Below are 18554 nucleotides of genomic sequence, written 5' to 3'. Positions count from 1 at the left end.
CAAGGATATGCTGAATGATTTCACGCTGGCAATGGATTCTCAGGCAGACACTTAAAAAGCTATGGTTCAGGGCAACGTTATTCGCAATGGTAGCAATAATAACGGCCCTTTTATCTATTCTTTTTAGATCAATGATCCCAGAGTCAGTATCAGTGAAGGTTGGTGCGGAAGCAGTTGATAATATTCTGAACATACTGGCATCGAGTATGCTGGCGGTGACCACATTTTCACTGAGTATCATGGTCACCGCTTACGGTTCAGCCACTACTAATGTGACGCCCAGAGCCACGCGTTTAGTTGTAGAAGACGTAACCACACAAAATGTACTGGCCACTTTTATCGGTTCTTTTCTCTTCAGCCTGGTAGGGATTATTGCCCTCAATATGGGAGCCTACGGAGAAAGGGGTAGAGTCATTTTATTCATTGTAACACTGGTTGTCATTGCCTTAATAATCATCACATTGCTTCGCTGGATACAGCATTTGACCTCTCTGGGCAGGGTAGGTGAGACAACAGCAAAAGTAGAACAGGCGGCGATCGAGACATTTATTGCGAGAGCAAAAAGTCCATGTCTTGGCGGATATCCATGGCTTGAGAACAATGAACAACCAAAAGGAACTGTTGCCGTATATCCGGAGAAAATTGGCTATGTTGAATATATTGACATGGTCAAGCTCGGCAGTCTGCTGAGCAATGATCCTCGTCATGTATATCTTGTGGCGCAGCCAGGCAGTTTCATACATCCATCGATGCCAGTTTTGTACCTGAGTTCTGGTCAGGAGTCATCAATCTGTACCGATTTACTTGAAACGATCATTGTCTCGGATGTGCGTTCATTTGCTCAGGATCCCCGATTCTGTCTCAGCGTCATGGCCGAAATAGCCTGCAGGGCCCTTTCGCCCGCAGTAAACGATCCCGGTACTGCGATTGATGTCATTGGCAGAGGTGTTCGAATACTCTCCGCTTACGCGCAGAATAAAATAGATGAAACTGAAGTGATATATCCTTCAGTACATGTTGCGCCACTTCAGATCAAAGACCTACTGGAAGACTTTTTCTTACCTGTTGCACGTGATGGTGCGAGTATGAGGGAGATTCAGATAAGAGTCCTTAAAGGACTGTCTATGCTGAGTAAGGGTTGGCCTGGGATGTTTGCTGAAGCCGCACATATACTGGCATCTGAAACATTAGAGCATGCAACTCGTACTGATCATATAGCCCATGACGAATATCTTATAAAATCAATTTATTATAATTTATTCAGTGGCGAAAATCCTAATAAAAAACCATAGTTGCGGGACAAAGGATTTGTCCTCTGGCAAGGTGAAAGCAAAGCATTCCAGTGAGAATGAGCGTCTACTTTGAGCTGTGATTTCAACTGATGGACGCAACACAATTATTGAACTCACAGCGTGAAGCGGACGTAGCTAATTTTGCACAGCCCTCGATTAGAAAATTTAAGAATCCAGCCTTCAATGGTGTCATGGCGACAGGCAATACTCCAGTCCAGTGGCATATGAAGCCACATTGTCGCTGCCGGGAATTTGTTTCACCCATTATCGCACCGGAGAACAGGCAGAAGACGAAGCAGCGCTTATGGCAGCGATCCTTGCAGATGCAATGAATGCCGGAGCTGAACGAATGGCACAGAGTTCACGGGATGTCACCATTCACCGGATGATGGTCATGGTGGAGCGTCATTTACGCGCTGCAATCTATGCATCTACCACCTCGGTACTAGTCGACGCGCAGCAGGACCATCCTTTTGCCGCAATCTGGGGGGATGGTCACGTATCATCCTCGGACGGACAGTTCTTCCCGGCTGGCGGACGGGGTGAAGCCAGCCTTGAATACAATGCAAAATACGGCAAGCGGCCAGGCGCGTCGATTTATGGCTTTTTGTCGAACTGGTTTGCGTCCTTTTTCTCCAGAATGATCCTGGCCTCTGAGAGTGAGGCGCCTTACGTACTCGACGGTTTGCTTCACAACGAAAGTTCTGTGGAGATTCATGAGCATGCCACTGATACTGCCGGTGCGACTGAAACAACATTTTCGATGTTTCACTCCTTTGGCTACAGGCTCATACCCCGCATTCACAACCTCGGGAGTCGCAGGCTGTACGTCATTACGCCCTCAGAGGAGTACAGGCCACTTGATGCTCTGATTGCCGGAAGGGCCAGGATGGATGTTATAGAGCAACGCTGGGATGAAGTGCTGCGGCTTAAGGCTTCGATCGGAGCTGGTCTGATGCCACCGTCGTTGATACTAAAAAAGCTGGCTGCCTCCCCCAGACAAAACAGGCTCAACCAAGCCCTGCGTGAAATGGGACGTATTGAACGCTCTATTTTTATCTGTGACTGGCTGCTTGATACCCGCTTACGTCGCAGATCGCATGCCATCCTTAACAAAGGTGAAAGTCGTCAAGTGCTTGCCCGCGCCATAATGGTACTGGATTAAGCTGATGAAGCCCATGGACCCGCCACCGGCGATGGTCGCCAGCGCCATTCTCGGGCACCGCCACGATGCTCCAGCTCTTGCCCGACTGCAGGAAGCCGGGGATTAATCTACCCGTGTTTTCCGGTTTCAGCCCCCGCCCGCTTAAAAAACTGTTCACGGCTAACCAGTGCTGGACGTCTTTCCTCGACGCCGGTGGTTTGCGCGGTATCGAAGTCGAAGCCGTCACCAAAATGCTCGCCTGCGGGACCCGCATCGGCGGCGTGAAGGAATATGGCTGCGATAATCCTGACTGCCACCATGTTAAATATATCACCAACGCCTGCCACAGCCGTACCTGCCCCTCCTGCGGGAAAAAGGCCACTGACCTCTGGATTGCCGCTCAGCTTAACCGCCTGCCGGACTGCGACTGGATACACCTGGTCTTCACCCTCCCCGACTCGCTGTGGACTCTGTTTGAGGTCAACCGCTGGCTGCTCAACGACCTCTGCCGCCTCGCTGTCGATAACCTGCTGAATGCCGCCGGCAAAAGGGCGCTGGATATCGGTATTTTCTGCGCGATTCACACTTATGGACGTCGTCTCAACTGGCACCCTCATGTCCACGTATCTGCCACCTGCGGCGGCATCAATGCGCTCGGAAAGTGGAAGAAAATCAGCTTCCGCAAGGATGCCATGCGCACCCGCTGGATGTGTAATATCCGCCAGTTGCTGCTGAGCGTCTGGTCTGAAAGTATTGCAATACCATCCTCTCTCACCCATATCACCACCGAATCACAGTGGCGCAGCCTGGTTCTGACCACCGGCGGCGATTACTGGCATGTATACATGTCAAAAAAGACGGTCGGGGGCAAAAACACCGTGAAATACCTGGGCCGTTACCTGAAAAAGCCGCCGATTGCAGGCTCGCGGCTGGCACACTATGCCGGAGGCACCATGCTGATCTTTCGCTACCACGACCACAATACGGGAAAGCAGGCCACGGAAACGCTGACGCAGCGGGAAATCGTGGCGCTGCTGAAACAGCACATCCCGGAGAAGTTTTTACGGATGGTGCGCTATTTTGGTTTTCTGGCCAACCGGGTGTGCGGAGAAAAGCTGCCGGTGGTCTACAGCGCGCTGGGGATGGAAAAACCGGAGCCGAAGGTGTGCTATGCGCAGATGAGTAAGCAGTTCCTGCGGCGAGACCCGTTTGAATGCGTGCTGTGTGGAGGCAGGATGGTCTACCGTCGTGCAATATCGGGGCTGAATGTGGCAGGGCTGAAGAAAAATGCGCGGGATATCAGTCTGCTGAGGTATATCCCAGGCTGATGCAGAATAAATGTGCCTGTAATTCGGGGGGGAGTATAAAAAACAGCCCGCCGCGGTATAAAAATCGACCTCGTGTAGAGAGAAATACCGGAGTGATGGGAAAAACGGTTTACCGCACGAGGCATAAGTTGCGGACAGCAGTATCGCCTAGTTTTTCAATTTACTATACGTCAAGGTTCTTAGTGAGCCGTTTTTAAAAGAAATGATAAGATAACATTGTTTATAAATTGTTGATGTTTGATTTAGTAGCATATGAAATCCAGCAGCTTTATAGGGTTTTCCTTTTATCTCTGCTTGCTGGGTTCCAGAAACGTTAAATTTTAAACGGAGGGGGCTTTTGTTTAAGGCAAATCATGTTCCGGTATTAATGTATCATCATGTCAGCCATTGCCCTGGGCTGGTTACACTTTCTCCCGAGACATTCCGGAAACAAATGAAATGGTTGGCTGAAAACAACTGGAAAACACTGTCATCAGATGAACTGGAGTTTTTTTATCGGGGTGGAAAACTTCCCCGTAAAAGCGTTATGTTGACATTTGATGATGGATACCTTGACAACTGGTTTCAGGTATATCCTTTATTAAAAGAGTTTAATCTTAAAGCACATATTTTTTTAATTACCGGTTTTATTGGGAATGGTCCGGTTCGTCACTCTCCTGGAAAGGAATATTCTCATCGCGATTGCGAACATCAAATAGCAACCGGGAATGCTGATAATGTTATGCTTCGCTGGTCTGAAGTGAACGAAATGTTGCAATCTGGTCTGGTCGAATTTCATCTTCATACGCATACTCATACACGTTGGGATAAAAAGTTCAGTTCACGAGAAGAACAGTGTAAACATCTTCGACAGGACTTATTGAGCGGGAAAGAATATTTAAAAGAAATGACAGGGAAATGCAGTAAACATTTGTGTTGGCCGGAAGGTTATTATAACAAGGATTATATTCAGGTCGCTGAAGAACTTGGATTCTATTATTTATATACAACAGAAAGAAGAATGAATGCTCCTGCTAAAGGAACTGCTCGGATAGGAAGAATAAGCACCAAGGAACGGGAGAATTGTGCATGGCTGAAAAGACGACTTTTTTATTATACAAGACCGTTTTTTTCATCGTTGCTGGCCCTTCATAAGGGGCCAAGATTACCGGATGATTAATAATGAATATACTATTTACGGAATCATCACCGAATATAGGTGGTCAGGAATTACAGGCTGTTGCTCAAATGAAGGCCCTGAAGAAAATGGGGCATTCAGTTATGCTTGTCTGCAGGGAAAACAGCAAAATTGCTTTTGAAGCCAGTAAGTTTGGAATTGATATCACATTCGCGTTATTTCGAAACAGTCTTCACATTCCTACTGTATGGAGATTACTCGGAATAGTTCATAGTTTTCAGCCCGATGCAATCGTTTGTCACAGTGGACATGATAGCAATATTGTTGGTTTGGTACGGTTATTCACCAGGAAACATCCATTCAGAATTATCAGGCAAAAGACATATTTGACACGAAAAACAAAAGTTTTTTCAATAAATCATTTTTGCGATGAGGTGATTGTTCCCGGAACAAGTATGAAGACACATCTGGAGCAGGAAGGATGTCGAACTCGGGTTACTGTTGTGCCTCCAGGCTTTGATTTCCAGAAATTATACGTTGATTCCCGAAACAGTTTGCCTCCGAGTGTTCTTTCCTGGCTGGCGTCCCGAAGGGGATGCCCCGTTATTGCTCTGGTAGGAATGTTGCGCCCGGAAAAAGGGCACGAATTTATGTTGAATTTACTGTTCCATTTAAAAATGAATGGACGACAGTTCTGTTGGTTGATTGTGGGGTTTGGTTCGCCTGAACTGCGGGAGCATTTACAGTATCAGATTGGCAGTATGGGCATGCATGATGATGTTTTTATTGCTGACAATGTTTTTCCTGCCGCCCCCGTATATCGGGTTGCCAGTCTGGTGGTTCTGCCTTCAGAAAACGAATCTTTTGGTATGGTACTGGCAGAAGCATCGGCATTTTCTGTGCCTGTAGTGGCCAATCAGATTGGTGGAATCCCTGATGTTATTCAGAACAACCAGACCGGGACATTGTTACCAGCAGGTAATAAGCACGCATGGATGTGCGCCCTGAATGATTTTTTTAATGACCCTGGGCGTTTTTATCAGATGGCTCGCCTGGCAAAACAGGATATAGAAGAGCGGTTTGATATTAATAAAACTGCGTTAAAAATTCTCACATTAGCGAAGCACAAGTAACAATATGTTTTCTGTAAGTAACTTATCATTTATCGGTTTCCTTAAAAGGATTGCTTTTTCCTCAGATTCACTACCGGGGAAGTGGGAACACAGAAAATTTCGGTTCATGTACATTTTGCGATGTGCTATAAATCCGGTTGCCAGTATTCGATATTATTACGAACTGCGTTCCTTGCAGTGCATTGAGGATATTCTGGCAATACACCCCACGTTGCCAGCAAGAATTCATCGCCCTTATTTGCATAAAGGGGGAAGCGCCTGGACCCGGGGACAATATATTCTTGAGCATTATCGCTTTGTGCAAAATTTGCCAGAAAAATATTCTGAATTTTTGTTTCCACAAAAATCGGTATCATTAGTCCAATTCATCGGGAAAGATGGAGAGAATTTTGATATCCAGTGTTCTCCCAGTGGTTTTGACCGGGAAGGAGAGTTGACGTTGTCATTGTTTTTCAATAAAACAGTGATTGCCCGGTTAACATTTTCAGTCATTCTGACTCAAAATGGATACACCGCTTTTATTGGCGGATTGCAGGGAGCCCCTAAAAATACCGGACCTGATGTTATTCGGTGCGCAACCCGGGCCTGTTATGGGCTTTTCCCAAAACGGATTATTTTTGAAGCATTTTGTGCGTTGATGAAAGCTTGTAATGTCTCTGAGTGTCTGGCAGTCAGTGAGCACAGTCATGTTTTCCGGCAATTGAGATACCGGTATCAGAAACGCAAAACCTTTGTTGCGGTCTACAGTGATTTCTGGGAGTCTGTAGCAGGAAAAACCTGTGGTGACTGGTACAGATTACCAACACAGGTGGTTCGAAAGCCGCTAAGCGATATAGCCAGTAAAAAACGCTCTGAGTACCGAAAACGATACGCTTTGCTGAATTATATCCATGAAACTACTATCCGCTCTTTGGATGCATATCCTGTAAACTCAGAACATCAGGACGGCTTTGTTGAATAAATCAGATTTCGGGTAAGTCTCCCCCGTAGCGGGTTGTGTTTTCAGGCAATACGCACGCTTTCAGGCATACCTGCTTTCGTCATTTTGGGGTCCGCTTGGAAAACGGAATCTATGGTCACTCCCGTTTTTGCAACACCGATTTTGACGACAAGTTGGCTTGCTTGAATCTATCCGGCGTCTGAATGGGATTTTATTCCCGCGCCTTGATGAGTTCCGCGCCTGATGAACCTCCAGAAAATATACGGCTTCAATGAGCCTTTCCGTTTTACAGGTTCCTCAACAGGCCGGTGGGCCGTTAGTATCATCAATATCAGTATTCGCAAAACCAGATCAGTAATTCTTTAAACCGGTGTATTTCTGCCGTTATGCTACATAAGTTTGCTGTCGTGCCGTTAGGGCCCAGGCTATTCTGGCCAGCTTGTTTGCCAGAGCACAAGTGACGACAAAGTTGCTTTTCCGGCACAGTAAATCCCTGACCCAATCGGCCAATTTGCCAGACTGGTGTTCCAGTTTTTGTATGAATACCCTGGCACATTGAACCAACAAAGTTCGGATCTTTTTATTACCTCGCTTACTAATTCCCAGCAATGTCGTCCTACCTCCCGTGCTGTACTGCCGAGGTACAAGCCCTGTTGCCGCCGCAAAGTCACGGCTGCTGGCGTACTGCTTCCCGTCGCCAATCTCAGTTGAAATAGTACTCGCTGTCAGTGTTCCGACGCAGGGAATGCTCAGCAAGCGCTGTCCAACCTCATCTTCGTCCAACTTTCGTTTCAACTGGGATTCCAAATCTTTAATCTGCTCAACAAGATAGTGATAATGCTGTTGTAATTTCAGCAATAACTGGCTGAGGTAAAGAGGCAAACTATTATCCTCAAGAATGGTACTCAGTCGGCTAATAACGGCAGCTCCTCGGGGAACGCTAATGCCAAATTCCAGCAGAAAAGCATGCATTTGATTGGTTGTTTTTACCTTATCCTGAACCAGGGATTCACGGACACGATGCAGAGCCCGCATTGCCTGCTGAGATTCCGTTCTGGGCTGCACAAAACGCATAGACGGACGCGATGCAGCTTCACAAATAGCTTCGGCGTCGACAAAGTCGTTTTTATTGCTTTTAACGAACGGGCGGACAAATTGTGGTGATATCAGCTTTGGGGAATGCCCCAACTCTTCCAACTTGCGTGCCATAAAGTGAGAACCGCCACAGGCTTCCATTGCGATGGTTGTAGCGGGGCATGTCGCCAAAAATTCGATCAACTTTGGCCGGGTAAATTTTTTACGGTAAACAGCCTTCCCGCGACGATCCTGGCAATGAATATGGAAAGAGTTTTTACCCAGATCGATACCAATGAGCGCAATGTTTTCCATGATAGTTCTCCGAATGAAAGCCTGTCCTCAGCATAGTACCGGGAAGGAGGGAGTGACCATCTCATTAATTATCCCACGCTAAGACTATATTTTGTACAGCAGTGGAGAAGGATGAGAGACCAGCAGTTCATTAACAGGGACTCCTTTTTGCTTAAGCGGCTCAATGGTTCATTCTATATAAACCGTATTCCAGAGTGTTATCGCCGCCGTATGTAGTGTCAGCGCCGGTGGCGTGGTAACACTGATCCTCCCACCCCCAGATCCCTGATTTCATTCAGCCGGTGCATGAAGGATGCTCGCCCAAGGGCCTCACCCTTATTCAGCCCCGCCTGTATGCATCGGCCTAAGCCTTTATCGCAAAATCAGTCCAGCATAAACAGCGTCCGATCTCTGCAGAAAATCGCCCTCTGCGCTACGAGTTTGAACGCATTTACTCTGTTTATAGGTAACATTCGCTCCACGATATAATGATATCGGCAACGTATTCAGCATCCTGAGCATGAGTCAGAAGGTGATCCGCCTTACCCAACGAAATGAAACTCTTGGGATGCTTTGCTGCTTTGAATATTTTTTCGGCCTGCTCAATTAACACAGTATCATCTTCAGTCGCATGAAAAATAAGCAGAGGCTTGTTCATGGCGAACACCTTATGAGCGATTTTGTGTTCCTGAATATTGTCCAGCATCTGTTTCTTTAAGGTAAATACCCGCCCGGCCAGCTCAACGGGATAGGCTCCATGCTGGTTAATGTTTTCAACATCATCCTTAAAAAGACGTTTTACGTGTGTCAGTTCTCCGGGTGATCCTATGGTGACAACGGCCTTTGCCTCAGGAACTTCGCCGGCAATAGACAGAATGGCCGATCCCCCCAGGCTATGGCCGATGAGCAAAGAAGGCGCTTCGTACTGTCGGCGGAGATAATCTACCGCGCAAAGCAGATCCGAAATATTGGATGAGAAGTTGGTGTTGGAAAAATCCCCTTCGCTGTTTCCCAGACCAGTAAAATCAAACCGGAGAACGGCGATAGCATTCTCTGTCAGTTTCCGCGCAATACGCGCCGCGCCTTTGAGGTCTTTGCCACACGTAAAACAATGAGCTAACAGCGCAAACGCTTTAGGATTTTCAGGAAGTTCAAGCAATCCGGCCAGTTCTTCACCAGCCGCATTTTTGAACGTAAATTTTAGTTTTTTCATAGGATATTCCAGGTCTTAAACTGATTTCATATGTTTGATCGCAGGGAAAAATAATCTTCTGCTCTGCATCTGGCATTACGCGTTTTCCTTCCTCTACTGGGGATGTGAAACAGAATTCATTCCGAATGCCTGTCCTCACCTTCCAGTTTGAAAGCTGATTATTGCTTCCTGTTCGGTGATCACTTACGCTATGCTACCAACTAGATGGTAGCTTACAAGAATTTTATGAGGTCTCACTGAATGGCCAATTGCGCGCTCATTCTTAAAATATCCCTGGCAATGCTGGCGTTTGCTGCAAACTCTATTCTGTGCCGTCTGGCCCTGCAGGGAGGCCACATTGATCCCCTTTCATTCAGCAGCCTCAGGCTGGCCAGTGGTGCACTCGTCCTGTCACCTTTCTTGTTTTATCACGCAAAAACTACATTATCGCTGTGGCGTCCGCTGAGCGGATTTTACCTCATGGTGTACGCAGTGCTCTTCTCTGTCGCCTATATCCATCTCGATACCGGGGCAGGTGCGCTGTTACTTTTTGGTGCCGTACAGTTTGCGATGGTGATCCACGGATTATTTAAAGGGGAATCACTCTCCGTTACCGGCTCCTCATCGTGTATAACCCCTTTCTCTCTGGCCGTTTTGTCCTGTCAGGATGTCGTCAGAACCCGGCATAACACCCTGTGCCGGGAACACAAAAGGCACGGATGAACAGGTCGTGAATATTCTTAGTGAAGCCTGCTGATGACATGTCTGGCGACAAAAAAATGCCGCCCTTAAGGGGCGGCTTATGCCAGCGTCACGGGGTTATCGTCTGACCGCCATGATGCCCGCATCGACATCCCAGATAGCGCCCGTCACCCATGAGGTTTTGTCAGACAACAGGAAGAGAATAGTGTTTGCCACATCTTCGGCAGTTCCGACGCGTCCCAGCGGGTGGAAATCGTTCAGCGACTTCATAGCATCTGCGATATCCGCTTTGTCCATGAAGCCTTCGTATATCGGCGTATGAACAATCCCGGGAGACACCGCGTTGACACGAATACCCGCGCTGGCCAGCTCAATCGCCAGATTACGCGTCAGGGCATGCAGACCCGCTTTTGCCATTGAATAGGCCGAGGCCGGCGAGTCACCCAGTGCAGCCTGAGCACCAATCGAACCGACGTTGACGATAGACCCTTCGAGCTTCGCGGCGAGCATGTTCTTCACGACATCCTGTGTAATAAAGAACGTGGCTCGGTTCAGCGAAAGATACATGTCATAATCGGCAAAGCTGTGCTCGGTAAATCCTTTGGGCATGAAGATACCGGCGGCATTCACCATCAGGCTGATATCGCGATGGTGAGCATTAATTTCCTGACGGATAGTTTCCATACCTTCTTCGGTCATCAGGTTCGCCGCGATGACCGCAACCGGTCCCAGAGGGCTCAGTTCTTTTTGCACCGCTTCGGCTTTGTCTTTTTTATTCCCGGTCAGCACGACACTGCCGCCCGCTTCCAGTACCATGCGTGCCACGGCCAGGCCCATGCCGCTGGTACCGCCGACGACGAGCAGTTTTTTACCTTTGAAAAAAGTGTTCATTTTCTGACTCCATTACTGGTGGGTAAGACGTTGCCGGCAGCGTGAAACTGCCGGCGGTTGACGGATTAAATACTGCAGCCATCCGTTCCGCAGGTCTGACCCGCAGTGGCTGAAAATTCGGTTTGCTGTTCATCCCAGACCTGACGCAGGGCATTCAAAAAGTTATCTGCTGCCTGAGCCCCGCTGATGGCATATTTTTCGTTCATCACAAAAACCGGAACGCCGCTGAGGCCAATAGACTGTGCGTGGGCTTCATCGTCGGAAACGGTGGCGCGAAAATCGTCATTTTCCAGGGCGGCTTCAGCGTCAGCTTTCGGCATACCGGCTTCTACGGCCATGGCAACGAGCTGCTGACGGTCAAAGAGAGAGCGACCTTCGGTGATACTGCCATGATAAAAACGTTCTTCCACCGCGTCCGCAATTCCGGCCTTACGCGCGGCAACCAGCAGGGTGTGTGCATCTTCTGTATCACCAAACATCATGCCGTCGAAGTTGTAGATCAGACCTTCAGATTTACCGGCGGTGCCCACCTGATTCATCATCAGCTCCGCTGAATGCTGACTGCCCAGCTTTTTAACGATGGCATCCTTAAAAGGCATCGCGGGAGTACCACCGGCCAGACGGTAGCTGTGATGGCGGATCACCACCTGGTCGCGAAATTCAAAGCGATTCAGACCCTGTTCAAATCTTTTTTTAGCAATCCAGCACCACGGGCAGACCAAATCTGACCAGATATCGATGGTAAGGGTGGGTTTCAGCGTTTGCATAATGATTCCTCAAAGACGTTGGGCGGTCGGATCTCACTTATCAGAGAACCGCGACCGTATGGGATTTATTGCGCCTGCCAGACCGGGTAATCGGTATAGCCTTTTTCCGGGGAACCACTGACGCCGTAGTAGGTGGCGCGGTCACTTTCTGCCAGTGGCCAGCCGTTTTGCATTCTTTCAACCAGATCCGGGTTAGCGATGTAGGGCACACCAAATGCCACCAGATCCAGCTCATCATCTTCCAGAGCCTGCTCTGCGATATCACGGGTAAAACCGCCGGCAGCGATGATGGTGCCTTTAAACGTGTTGCGAAAACGGCGGCGGAAGCCTTCCGGAAGTGGCGCTTTGGTGTACACCGGCTGATAGTAAAGGTGTACGTAGGCCAGTTCCCGCTGACCGAGCGCGTCGGTGATGGCTGACCAGGTTTGCTCTTCACCTTCATACGGCGCGAGGTCATAAATGCGGCCGAACGGTGACAGGCGCACGGCAACGTGGCTGTTACCCACGGCTTCCGCCACGGCGTCAATGGTCTCCAGCAGGAAACGCTGACGATTTTCCACCGAGCCGCCGTATTCGTCGGTGCGGGTGTTCAGTTCGCTACTGAGGAACTGGTCAAAGATGAATCCGTTTGCCGCCATGATTTCCACGCCGTCAAAGCCGGCTTCCATCGCCAGGCGTGCGGAGTGCACGAAGTCTGCAGTGATGCGTTTAACTTCATGCGTTTCCAGCGCGCGTGGCTGGCTTGGTACAACCGGGCCCGGTTCTCCGGATTCGGTCAGCGCAAAAACGGTGGTATTGACCGCCTGAACGGTGCCCGCTGAAACCGGCGCTATGTGGCCTGGCTGAAGAGAGACGTGAGACATACGGCCGACGTGCCAGAGCTGCGCGAAAATACGGCCACCTTTGGCGTGAACCGCTTGTGTCACCTTACGCCAGCCCTGGACGTGTTCGTCGTTGTAGATACCAGGGGTATAAAGGTAACCCCGGCCTTCTTCTGAAACCGGCATCCCTTCGGTGATGAGCAGGCCAGCAGAAGCACGCTGTGCATAGTACAAAGCCACGACCTCATCCGGCACGTCATTCATGGTGCGGGTGCGGGTCATCGGTGCCATGACTACACGGTTTTTTAACGCCAGGCCAGACAGATTGTAGGGGGTGAAAAGCTTACTCATCGTATACCTCACAAAAAACAAAAAGGAGTATCCCGGCAGGGATTTGCACAGCCCGGCAGTATCATCGACTGGACGTCGCGCACTGGAGTTGCATAAACATCTGATGGGTGGCAATATACCAACCATCTAGTAGGTAGGTCAATGGCTGTGTCGTATTTTTTTGTCATAACGCAGCCATTTCTGAATTGTCACTCATTTTGCGAGGTCATCACCATGCGTACATTAACAGCTTATAACGAAGATAATTTCCGCCAGATAGAGCAGTACAAAGGAATATCGGTGGTACGTTTCTCTGCACCCTGGTGTCCGCCCTGTCAGGCCAGCGAAGAAATGTTCAGTCAGTTTGCAGACCGGCTCGATAGAGATATTCAGGTGGGGAAAGTCAATGTAGATCAGGCGCCGGTGCTGACAACCAAATACGAGATCTGGGGGCTGCCGTCTGTGCTGATATTTCATGAAGGGCAATTAGTTAAACGCATACCGGGTGTGAAACCTGCATCGGTATATGCTCAGGCTATTGCGGACATAAAAAAAGGGCAGTAATGCCCTTTTAACGTGGAATTTATTAATGCTTAACCGCGTGCCTGACCGACGGCATCCAGAGTGCGGGCTGAATAAATGACCGCCGCGCCAGCGTTGAGGTTAATCGCCACGCCCAGCGCTTCAGCAATTTCAGCGTCGGTTGCACCGGCTTTCACAGCTGCGTCGGCGTGAAAAGCAATACAGCCGTCGCAGCGGGTTGTGACTGCGCACGCCAGGGCAATGAGTTCACGCACTTTTGCGCCCAAAAGGTCAGTTTTGTTACCTGCGTTGCCCAGGGCAACCACGCCTTTCATGGTCTCGGGGGTCAGTTTGCCCAACTCGCCTAAACGTTGCATTAACTCTGAGCGATAGTTGTTCCAGTCCAGCATAGTGTCATTCTCCTGAATGAGGGGTATTAAGAAGCAGTTTTATATACTTAAGGCTGTTGGCGAAGACTTCGGGTCTGGCCGTTGCATGCGCCACTACGCTTGAGCCTTCACAGACATTAATGATCATCAAAGCAATATCTGATGGTTCGGCATGGGATGAAAACTCACCTGACTCCATGCCCGCCCTGACGACTTTTGTGAGCCACTCGATTTGCATATCGAAATAAAGTGATGTCTGTACAGTAATTGCCTGAGGCAGATTGGCGGTCTCTGCTGACAACGCACAACACAGTGGCAGTAGCGAAGCTTTATGGCTTTGCGCGAAGATATCGATGTAAGCCGCAATTCTTCTCTCCGCGCTTTTCTCAGTCGCCTCTATCTGCTCAAATACGCGTTGTGTATCAGAGAACGCCTGTATTACCACCTGCTCACCCAGAATATCTTTGGTCGGGAAATGGTGATGAATACTGGCCTTGGTGATACCCACTATTTTTGATAAATCAGCATAGCTGAATGCTGAATACCCTTTTTCGCGCATCAGGTGTTCTGCTTCGCTGAGCAGCCGTTCCCGTGTCATGGTTGTCATAATTACTCCATATAATCTACTAGTTGATAGATTATATTGTTGCTATTTTTCCGTAGCAAGTTGTATCACTGACTCAGTATCGTGCAGAGCTGAACGTCACTGCCATCCTGCATTCTGAATGGCAGCATTACATCTCTGACATCACGCCAGGCGTGTAATCATTTCAACCGGATTAGCCAGAGTATCGTGGATTGGCGAATTCTTTTGCATTTCGCTGACCAGCGCTTCTAACTCCTCGCGACTGGCGGTCTTGCTCGTAAGGTGAACATCGACGCGAATAGATTTCGCACCTTTACGCACGTTGCTGTCCAGCCCAAGGAAGCCGTTGAGGTTGATATCGAAATTAAGATCCAGCTCGATACCGTCCAGGTCGATCCCTTTTTCAGCAGCCATCATGGTAAGGGTGGCGGTATAACAGCCAGCCAGCGCCTGCATGATGTATTCAGTCGGGCTCATGCCGGTATCGGTGCCGAGTAAACCTGCGGGTTCATCACCGATATTAGAAAATTTCCCCACACGGCAGGTATCGATAACGCCGTTCTGGATTGTGGCGCCGGTCTCTGTGCGAACGGTTAATCCGCCGCTGGAACGGGCTTTCATCTGGAAAGTCAGGTTACCCAGGCCAGGCTGGCTGCGAACTGCTTCACGGGTATTGTGGATCGCAGCTGCGTCTGCAGAAGGTTTAACGGTAGTAGACATAATGGCTCCTGTAATTTCTTGATAAAAGGTATAGCTGGTGTAATCAGTACCAACCATCTAGTTGGTAGATTAATATCGCGAACCTCTTTTGTCTACTCTTTAATAAAAAATAGGGGGAAAAGAACCCAGCAGGCTGTTTTATTTCATAATAACCATTTGATTTTTTTTATAATCTTCCCAGCCGCTCACTCTTGCAGCAATCCAGCCTTTACCCGAAGGATAGTCTGGCGGGTGGTATTAAATTCCCGGGCAATAGCACTGATACTGATGCCAGCATTTAGGCGCTCTGTCACTGTTTGCTTTTGTTCCTCGCTCAGGATGGGGGGGCGACCGAAGCGTTTTCCAGCCGCTTTTGCCCTCGCAATACCTGAATACGTTCGCTCAAGCAGCAAATCCCGCTCAAACTCCGCTACAGCAGAAATTACCTGCATAGTCATTTTTCCGGCCGGACTGGTCAAGTCAACGCCTCCGAGTGCGAGACAATGAACGCGAATATCTAAAGCCGCCAGTTGCTCTACTGTTTTTCGGATATCCATCGCATTACGACCCAGACGGTCAAGTTTGGTGACAATCAGTACATCCCCATTTTCCATGCGATCTAGCAACCGGATAAATCCGGGGCGTTCGCTGGCAGCAACCGAGCCACTGATATGCTCCTCAATAAGTCGTTGGGATCTGATGGCAAAACCCGCCGCTTCAATTTCACGACGCTGGTTTTCTGTGGTCTGTTCCAGAGTTGAGACCCTGCAGTAGGCAAAAACACGTGACATGGGAAACTTTCCGTACGAAATGGATGTCCGAATTATAACGTGTGTCCGAAATTAATTTCACTAAGTTTCGGACATGTGCTGTAAGTGGTGTACGAAACCGACCGATTTCGGTCAGTGCAAAGTGATAACTTAAATGAACTATATGCAGGGGAGGCATTTATGCCACGGAGACAAATACTCAGTAGTGAAGAAAAAGAACGCTTGTTGGTTGTGCCGGATGATGACGTTCTTCTGACGCGCATGTGCTTTTTGAACGAACATGACCTCGCGCTTATTAATAAACATCGCAGGCCAGCTAACCGCCTGGGTTTTGCTGTTTTACTTTGTTATTTGCGAGGACCAGGATTTCCACCCGACAATAATGAGTCCCCTCACTACGGGGTTGTTTCCCGGCTTGCGGCTCATTTGAAACTTCAGCCTGATCTGTGGGCAGAGTATGCATCAAGAGAGGTCACCCGCTGGGAACATCTGGCTGAACTCTACCGCTACCTTGAATTATCTCCCTTCAGCCGGGCGCTGCAAAAAAACTGTATTCGCCACCTTTATCCCCACGCCATGCGGACAGACAGAGGTTTTTTACTTGCGGAAGAAATGCTCTCCTGGCTCCACAGTAATAAGATTATTTTCCCCTCTGTTGAGGTGATCGAACGAACCCTTGCTGAAGCAACAACGCTTGCTGACAGAGCGGTTTTTTCTGCGCTGACCGAGCAGCTTGAACCGGGGCAAAAAGCGGCACTGGACCGCCTGCTGGTATCTGAGGGTGAACAACCTTCACGACTGGCCTGGTTGCTTCAGCCTCCGGGAAAAATAAACGGCAAAAATGTCCTGCAACATATCGACAGGTTAAATGCGATAGAGTCGCTGGCACTGCCTGACGGTATTACGCTTTCCGTGCATCAGAACCGGCTCCTGAAACTCGCACGCGAAGGCAGGAAAATGAGTAGCCGGGACCTGGCAAAATTCACGGATGTTCGCCGTTATGCCTCGCTGGTTTGTATTATATCGGAAACCAGAGCCACCCTGACTGATGAAGTTATTGATCTGCAAGCCGTGTCGAGGGCGTCAACTCCTGGCTGGATGCCTTCATATCGGATTCCAAGCGGTGGTTTACCAAACCAGTATCATTCTCAAATGTGCTTGCATTTTCCTATCGTAGCAATCCGAAAGATTTAGATGATATCAAGTCCAGTCTGTAACGTCAGTGATATAAAAGGATATGATTGTCTGATGTCTGTCACTGACCATTTTACGGATAGAAACAGAGTAAAAATTCATATAGACAATTACTTAACAAAAATGAGGCAAATTAACCCCCTTATTTGTCGTTTTGTTCATGATAATAGACGCTATCCTACTGGAACCCTGACGTACACAGAACCAGGACACAAATATTCGACCATTCTTCCCCCGTGAGGAATGGTCTTCTTTTTCATCAATTACCCAGCAATTTCCCCGATAACTCTTGTATTTCCCTGCCCAGTATAGCGTAGTATTTAGTCCCAAAGAATAACGATTAGCAGCACCCGAAACACTTATGTTACATTGCGTAATGATAACGCAACATAGCTATCTAAACCTTAAACTGGTATGATATTTGCGAACTGGTGAATATATAACATCAGACAGTGTATTGAAGCGGTCCAGGGGATGTCACCGGGCCGTTTTTTTTATTTGAAGGTATTATTAACTGAAATACTGATAATGATATATTCAGAGATTTGAAGTTGTCCCTTAAAAGTACTGTAAGAAATTGATCTTTTAATACTTAATCTAAATAGGTTAGGTATGACCGTGCCCAGGGAACAGCCGTGAGGATGGATTATCGTAACTACAAATTGTGTAAACACAAAAAGAGTATGTACTTTCCGGCCTTCAGCCAAAAGATATTCACTCACCACGCTGTCCAGCGCGTTCAAAATCATGTCTGGTAATACGTTAAACTGAACCGCAACAAGCCAGTCTATATAACAGCCTGAAAAAAATGAAAAAATAAATCATAAGAATTCTAAAGTATATCTGCGTATATGCCGATACACCTATATATTTACCATGGAGGTTCTATGTCTATATCAATACAAACTAATACAAGTATAAAAAGTTCTAACAGTTCAGCTAATAGTGAATCATCTCAGATATCACAAATTTTAAAGAAGATACAGTCACTTACAGAAAAACTTGGTAAGGTGTCGTCAGAAGATGGTATGACAACAGATCAGAAGAAAGAGATGGTGGCTATCATACAAAAGCAAATTCAAAGTTTGTCTGCTCAATTACAACAGTTACTAAAACAGCAGGCTGAGAAGCAGGACAAGGAAACGCAGACTCAGTCAGGTAAAAGGGAAGATAAGAACCTCGAAAATACTATTGATGTTTATGTATGAATAGGTATTCCGGTGTGGACAACCCTCACAACCGTTGAATAATTTTGGCCTCGTGACGAGGCCTATTCAAAGGTCTCCGGACAGACGTCACCGAGATGACCGTGGCGCCGGACCCTTTAAATCATTCAATTAATAACCTTACTTGTAGAGGTTCTCTCACT

Annotated in this window: 16 protein-coding genes and 5 pseudogenes; 11 read left to right on the top strand and 10 right to left on the bottom strand. The window is 48.1% G+C overall.

Annotated features, from left to right (window positions below; all coding sequences use genetic code 11):
• Positions 1–14: 14 nt before the first annotated feature.
• From GFB57_RS24625 to virK, 7 genes and pseudogenes are all read left to right on the top strand, one after another.
• Positions 15–1292, top strand: coding sequence for a DUF2254 domain-containing protein (locus tag GFB57_RS24625; RefSeq protein ID WP_153754019.1), 1278 nt, complete (start codon positions 15–17; stop codon positions 1290–1292).
• Positions 1293–1545: 253 nt separating this feature from the next.
• Positions 1546–2442: pseudogene (locus tag GFB57_RS24620) on the top strand (Tn3 family transposase); the annotation flags it as partial.
• A 1-nt stretch (position 2443) separates the two neighbouring features.
• Positions 2444–2563, top strand: a pseudogene (locus GFB57_RS24615) (hypothetical protein); the annotation flags it as partial.
• A 7-nt stretch (positions 2564–2570) separates the two neighbouring features.
• On the top strand, positions 2571–3764 hold the full coding sequence (locus tag GFB57_RS24610) for an IS91 family transposase (RefSeq protein ID WP_228553295.1): 1194 nt from the start codon (positions 2571–2573) through the stop codon (positions 3762–3764).
• Between the two features lie 367 nt (positions 3765–4131).
• The gene (locus GFB57_RS24605; RefSeq protein WP_172694119.1) at positions 4132–4923 is read left to right on the top strand and encodes a polysaccharide deacetylase family protein; all 792 of its coding nucleotides are present in this window, start codon (positions 4132–4134) and stop codon (positions 4921–4923) included.
• 2 nt (positions 4924–4925) lie between these two features.
• Positions 4926–6014: a putative hexosyltransferase CapU gene (capU, locus tag GFB57_RS24600; RefSeq protein WP_153754016.1), complete on the top strand. Its 1089-nt coding sequence runs from the start codon at positions 4926–4928 to the stop codon at positions 6012–6014.
• Positions 6015–6018: 4 nt separating this feature from the next.
• Complete coding sequence (virK, locus tag GFB57_RS24595; RefSeq protein WP_153754015.1) at positions 6019–6975, top strand: virulence factor VirK; 957 nt, start codon at positions 6019–6021, stop codon at positions 6973–6975.
• A 363-nt stretch (positions 6976–7338) separates the two neighbouring features.
• Here the strand turns inward: virK and GFB57_RS24590 are convergent, their stop codons facing one another.
• The 3 genes and pseudogenes from GFB57_RS24590 to GFB57_RS24580 all read right to left on the bottom strand — a co-directional run bounded on the left by GFB57_RS24590 (position 7339) and on the right by GFB57_RS24580 (position 9535).
• On the bottom strand, positions 7339–8343 hold the full coding sequence (locus GFB57_RS24590; RefSeq protein ID WP_000427623.1) for an IS110-like element IS4321 family transposase: 1005 nt from the start codon (positions 8341–8343) through the stop codon (positions 7339–7341).
• Between the two features lie 99 nt (positions 8344–8442).
• Positions 8443–8732, bottom strand: a pseudogene (locus GFB57_RS24585) (Tn3 family transposase); the annotation flags it as partial.
• A gap of 50 nt (positions 8733–8782) precedes the next feature.
• On the bottom strand, positions 8783–9535 hold the full coding sequence (locus GFB57_RS24580) for an alpha/beta hydrolase (protein WP_004729622.1): 753 nt from the start codon (positions 9533–9535) through the stop codon (positions 8783–8785).
• A gap of 240 nt (positions 9536–9775) precedes the next feature.
• On the opposite strand from GFB57_RS24580, the pseudogene GFB57_RS24575 reads away from it, so the two are divergent.
• A pseudogene (locus tag GFB57_RS24575) lies at positions 9776–10123 on the top strand (EamA family transporter); the annotation flags it as partial.
• Between the two features lie 210 nt (positions 10124–10333).
• Here the strand turns inward: GFB57_RS24575 and GFB57_RS24570 are convergent.
• From GFB57_RS24570 to GFB57_RS24560, 3 genes are all read right to left on the bottom strand, one after another.
• Positions 10334–11107 (bottom strand): SDR family oxidoreductase, encoded by a 774-nt coding sequence (locus GFB57_RS24570; RefSeq protein WP_004729618.1) that lies wholly within the window; start codon positions 11105–11107, stop codon positions 10334–10336.
• Between the two features lie 65 nt (positions 11108–11172).
• The gene (locus GFB57_RS24565) at positions 11173–11874 is read right to left on the bottom strand and encodes a DsbA family oxidoreductase (RefSeq protein WP_001194072.1); all 702 of its coding nucleotides are present in this window, start codon (positions 11872–11874) and stop codon (positions 11173–11175) included.
• 65 nt (positions 11875–11939) lie between these two features.
• Complete coding sequence (locus tag GFB57_RS24560) at positions 11940–13046, bottom strand: alkene reductase (protein ID WP_006687059.1); 1107 nt, start codon at positions 13044–13046, stop codon at positions 11940–11942.
• A 213-nt stretch (positions 13047–13259) separates the two neighbouring features.
• Between GFB57_RS24560 and GFB57_RS24555 the strand changes: the two genes are divergently transcribed.
• Positions 13260–13589: a thioredoxin family protein gene (locus GFB57_RS24555; protein ID WP_002431133.1), complete on the top strand. Its 330-nt coding sequence runs from the start codon at positions 13260–13262 to the stop codon at positions 13587–13589.
• 29 nt (positions 13590–13618) lie between these two features.
• Here the strand turns inward: GFB57_RS24555 and GFB57_RS24550 are convergent, their stop codons facing one another.
• The 4 genes from GFB57_RS24550 to GFB57_RS24535 all read right to left on the bottom strand — a co-directional run bounded on the left by GFB57_RS24550 (position 13619) and on the right by GFB57_RS24535 (position 16012).
• Complete coding sequence (locus GFB57_RS24550) at positions 13619–13957, bottom strand: carboxymuconolactone decarboxylase family protein (RefSeq protein ID WP_000888080.1); 339 nt, start codon at positions 13955–13957, stop codon at positions 13619–13621.
• Positions 13958–13961: 4 nt separating this feature from the next.
• Positions 13962–14543, bottom strand: a complete 582-nt coding sequence (locus GFB57_RS24545) for a TetR/AcrR family transcriptional regulator (protein ID WP_000210409.1) — start codon at positions 14541–14543, stop codon at positions 13962–13964.
• Positions 14544–14684: 141 nt separating this feature from the next.
• Positions 14685–15242: an OsmC family protein gene (locus GFB57_RS24540; RefSeq protein ID WP_153754014.1), complete on the bottom strand. Its 558-nt coding sequence runs from the start codon at positions 15240–15242 to the stop codon at positions 14685–14687.
• Between the two features lie 185 nt (positions 15243–15427).
• Complete coding sequence (locus tag GFB57_RS24535) at positions 15428–16012, bottom strand: recombinase family protein (RefSeq protein ID WP_012695450.1); 585 nt, start codon at positions 16010–16012, stop codon at positions 15428–15430.
• 159 nt (positions 16013–16171) lie between these two features.
• Here GFB57_RS24535 and GFB57_RS24530 point away from each other — a divergent pair.
• Both GFB57_RS24530 and GFB57_RS24525 read left to right on the top strand, forming a co-directional pair.
• A pseudogene (locus GFB57_RS24530) lies at positions 16172–17056 on the top strand (DUF4158 domain-containing protein); the annotation flags it as partial.
• A gap of 1016 nt (positions 17057–18072) precedes the next feature.
• Positions 18073–18393: a FlxA-like family protein gene (locus GFB57_RS24525; protein WP_049040620.1), complete on the top strand. Its 321-nt coding sequence runs from the start codon at positions 18073–18075 to the stop codon at positions 18391–18393.
• Positions 18394–18554 lie beyond the last annotated feature (161 nt).

Source organism: Citrobacter sp. S39 (assembly GCF_009495675.1).
Lineage (GTDB): Bacteria > Pseudomonadota > Gammaproteobacteria > Enterobacterales > Enterobacteriaceae > Citrobacter > Citrobacter freundii.
This window is presented reverse-complemented; position numbering and strand designations above follow the sequence as displayed.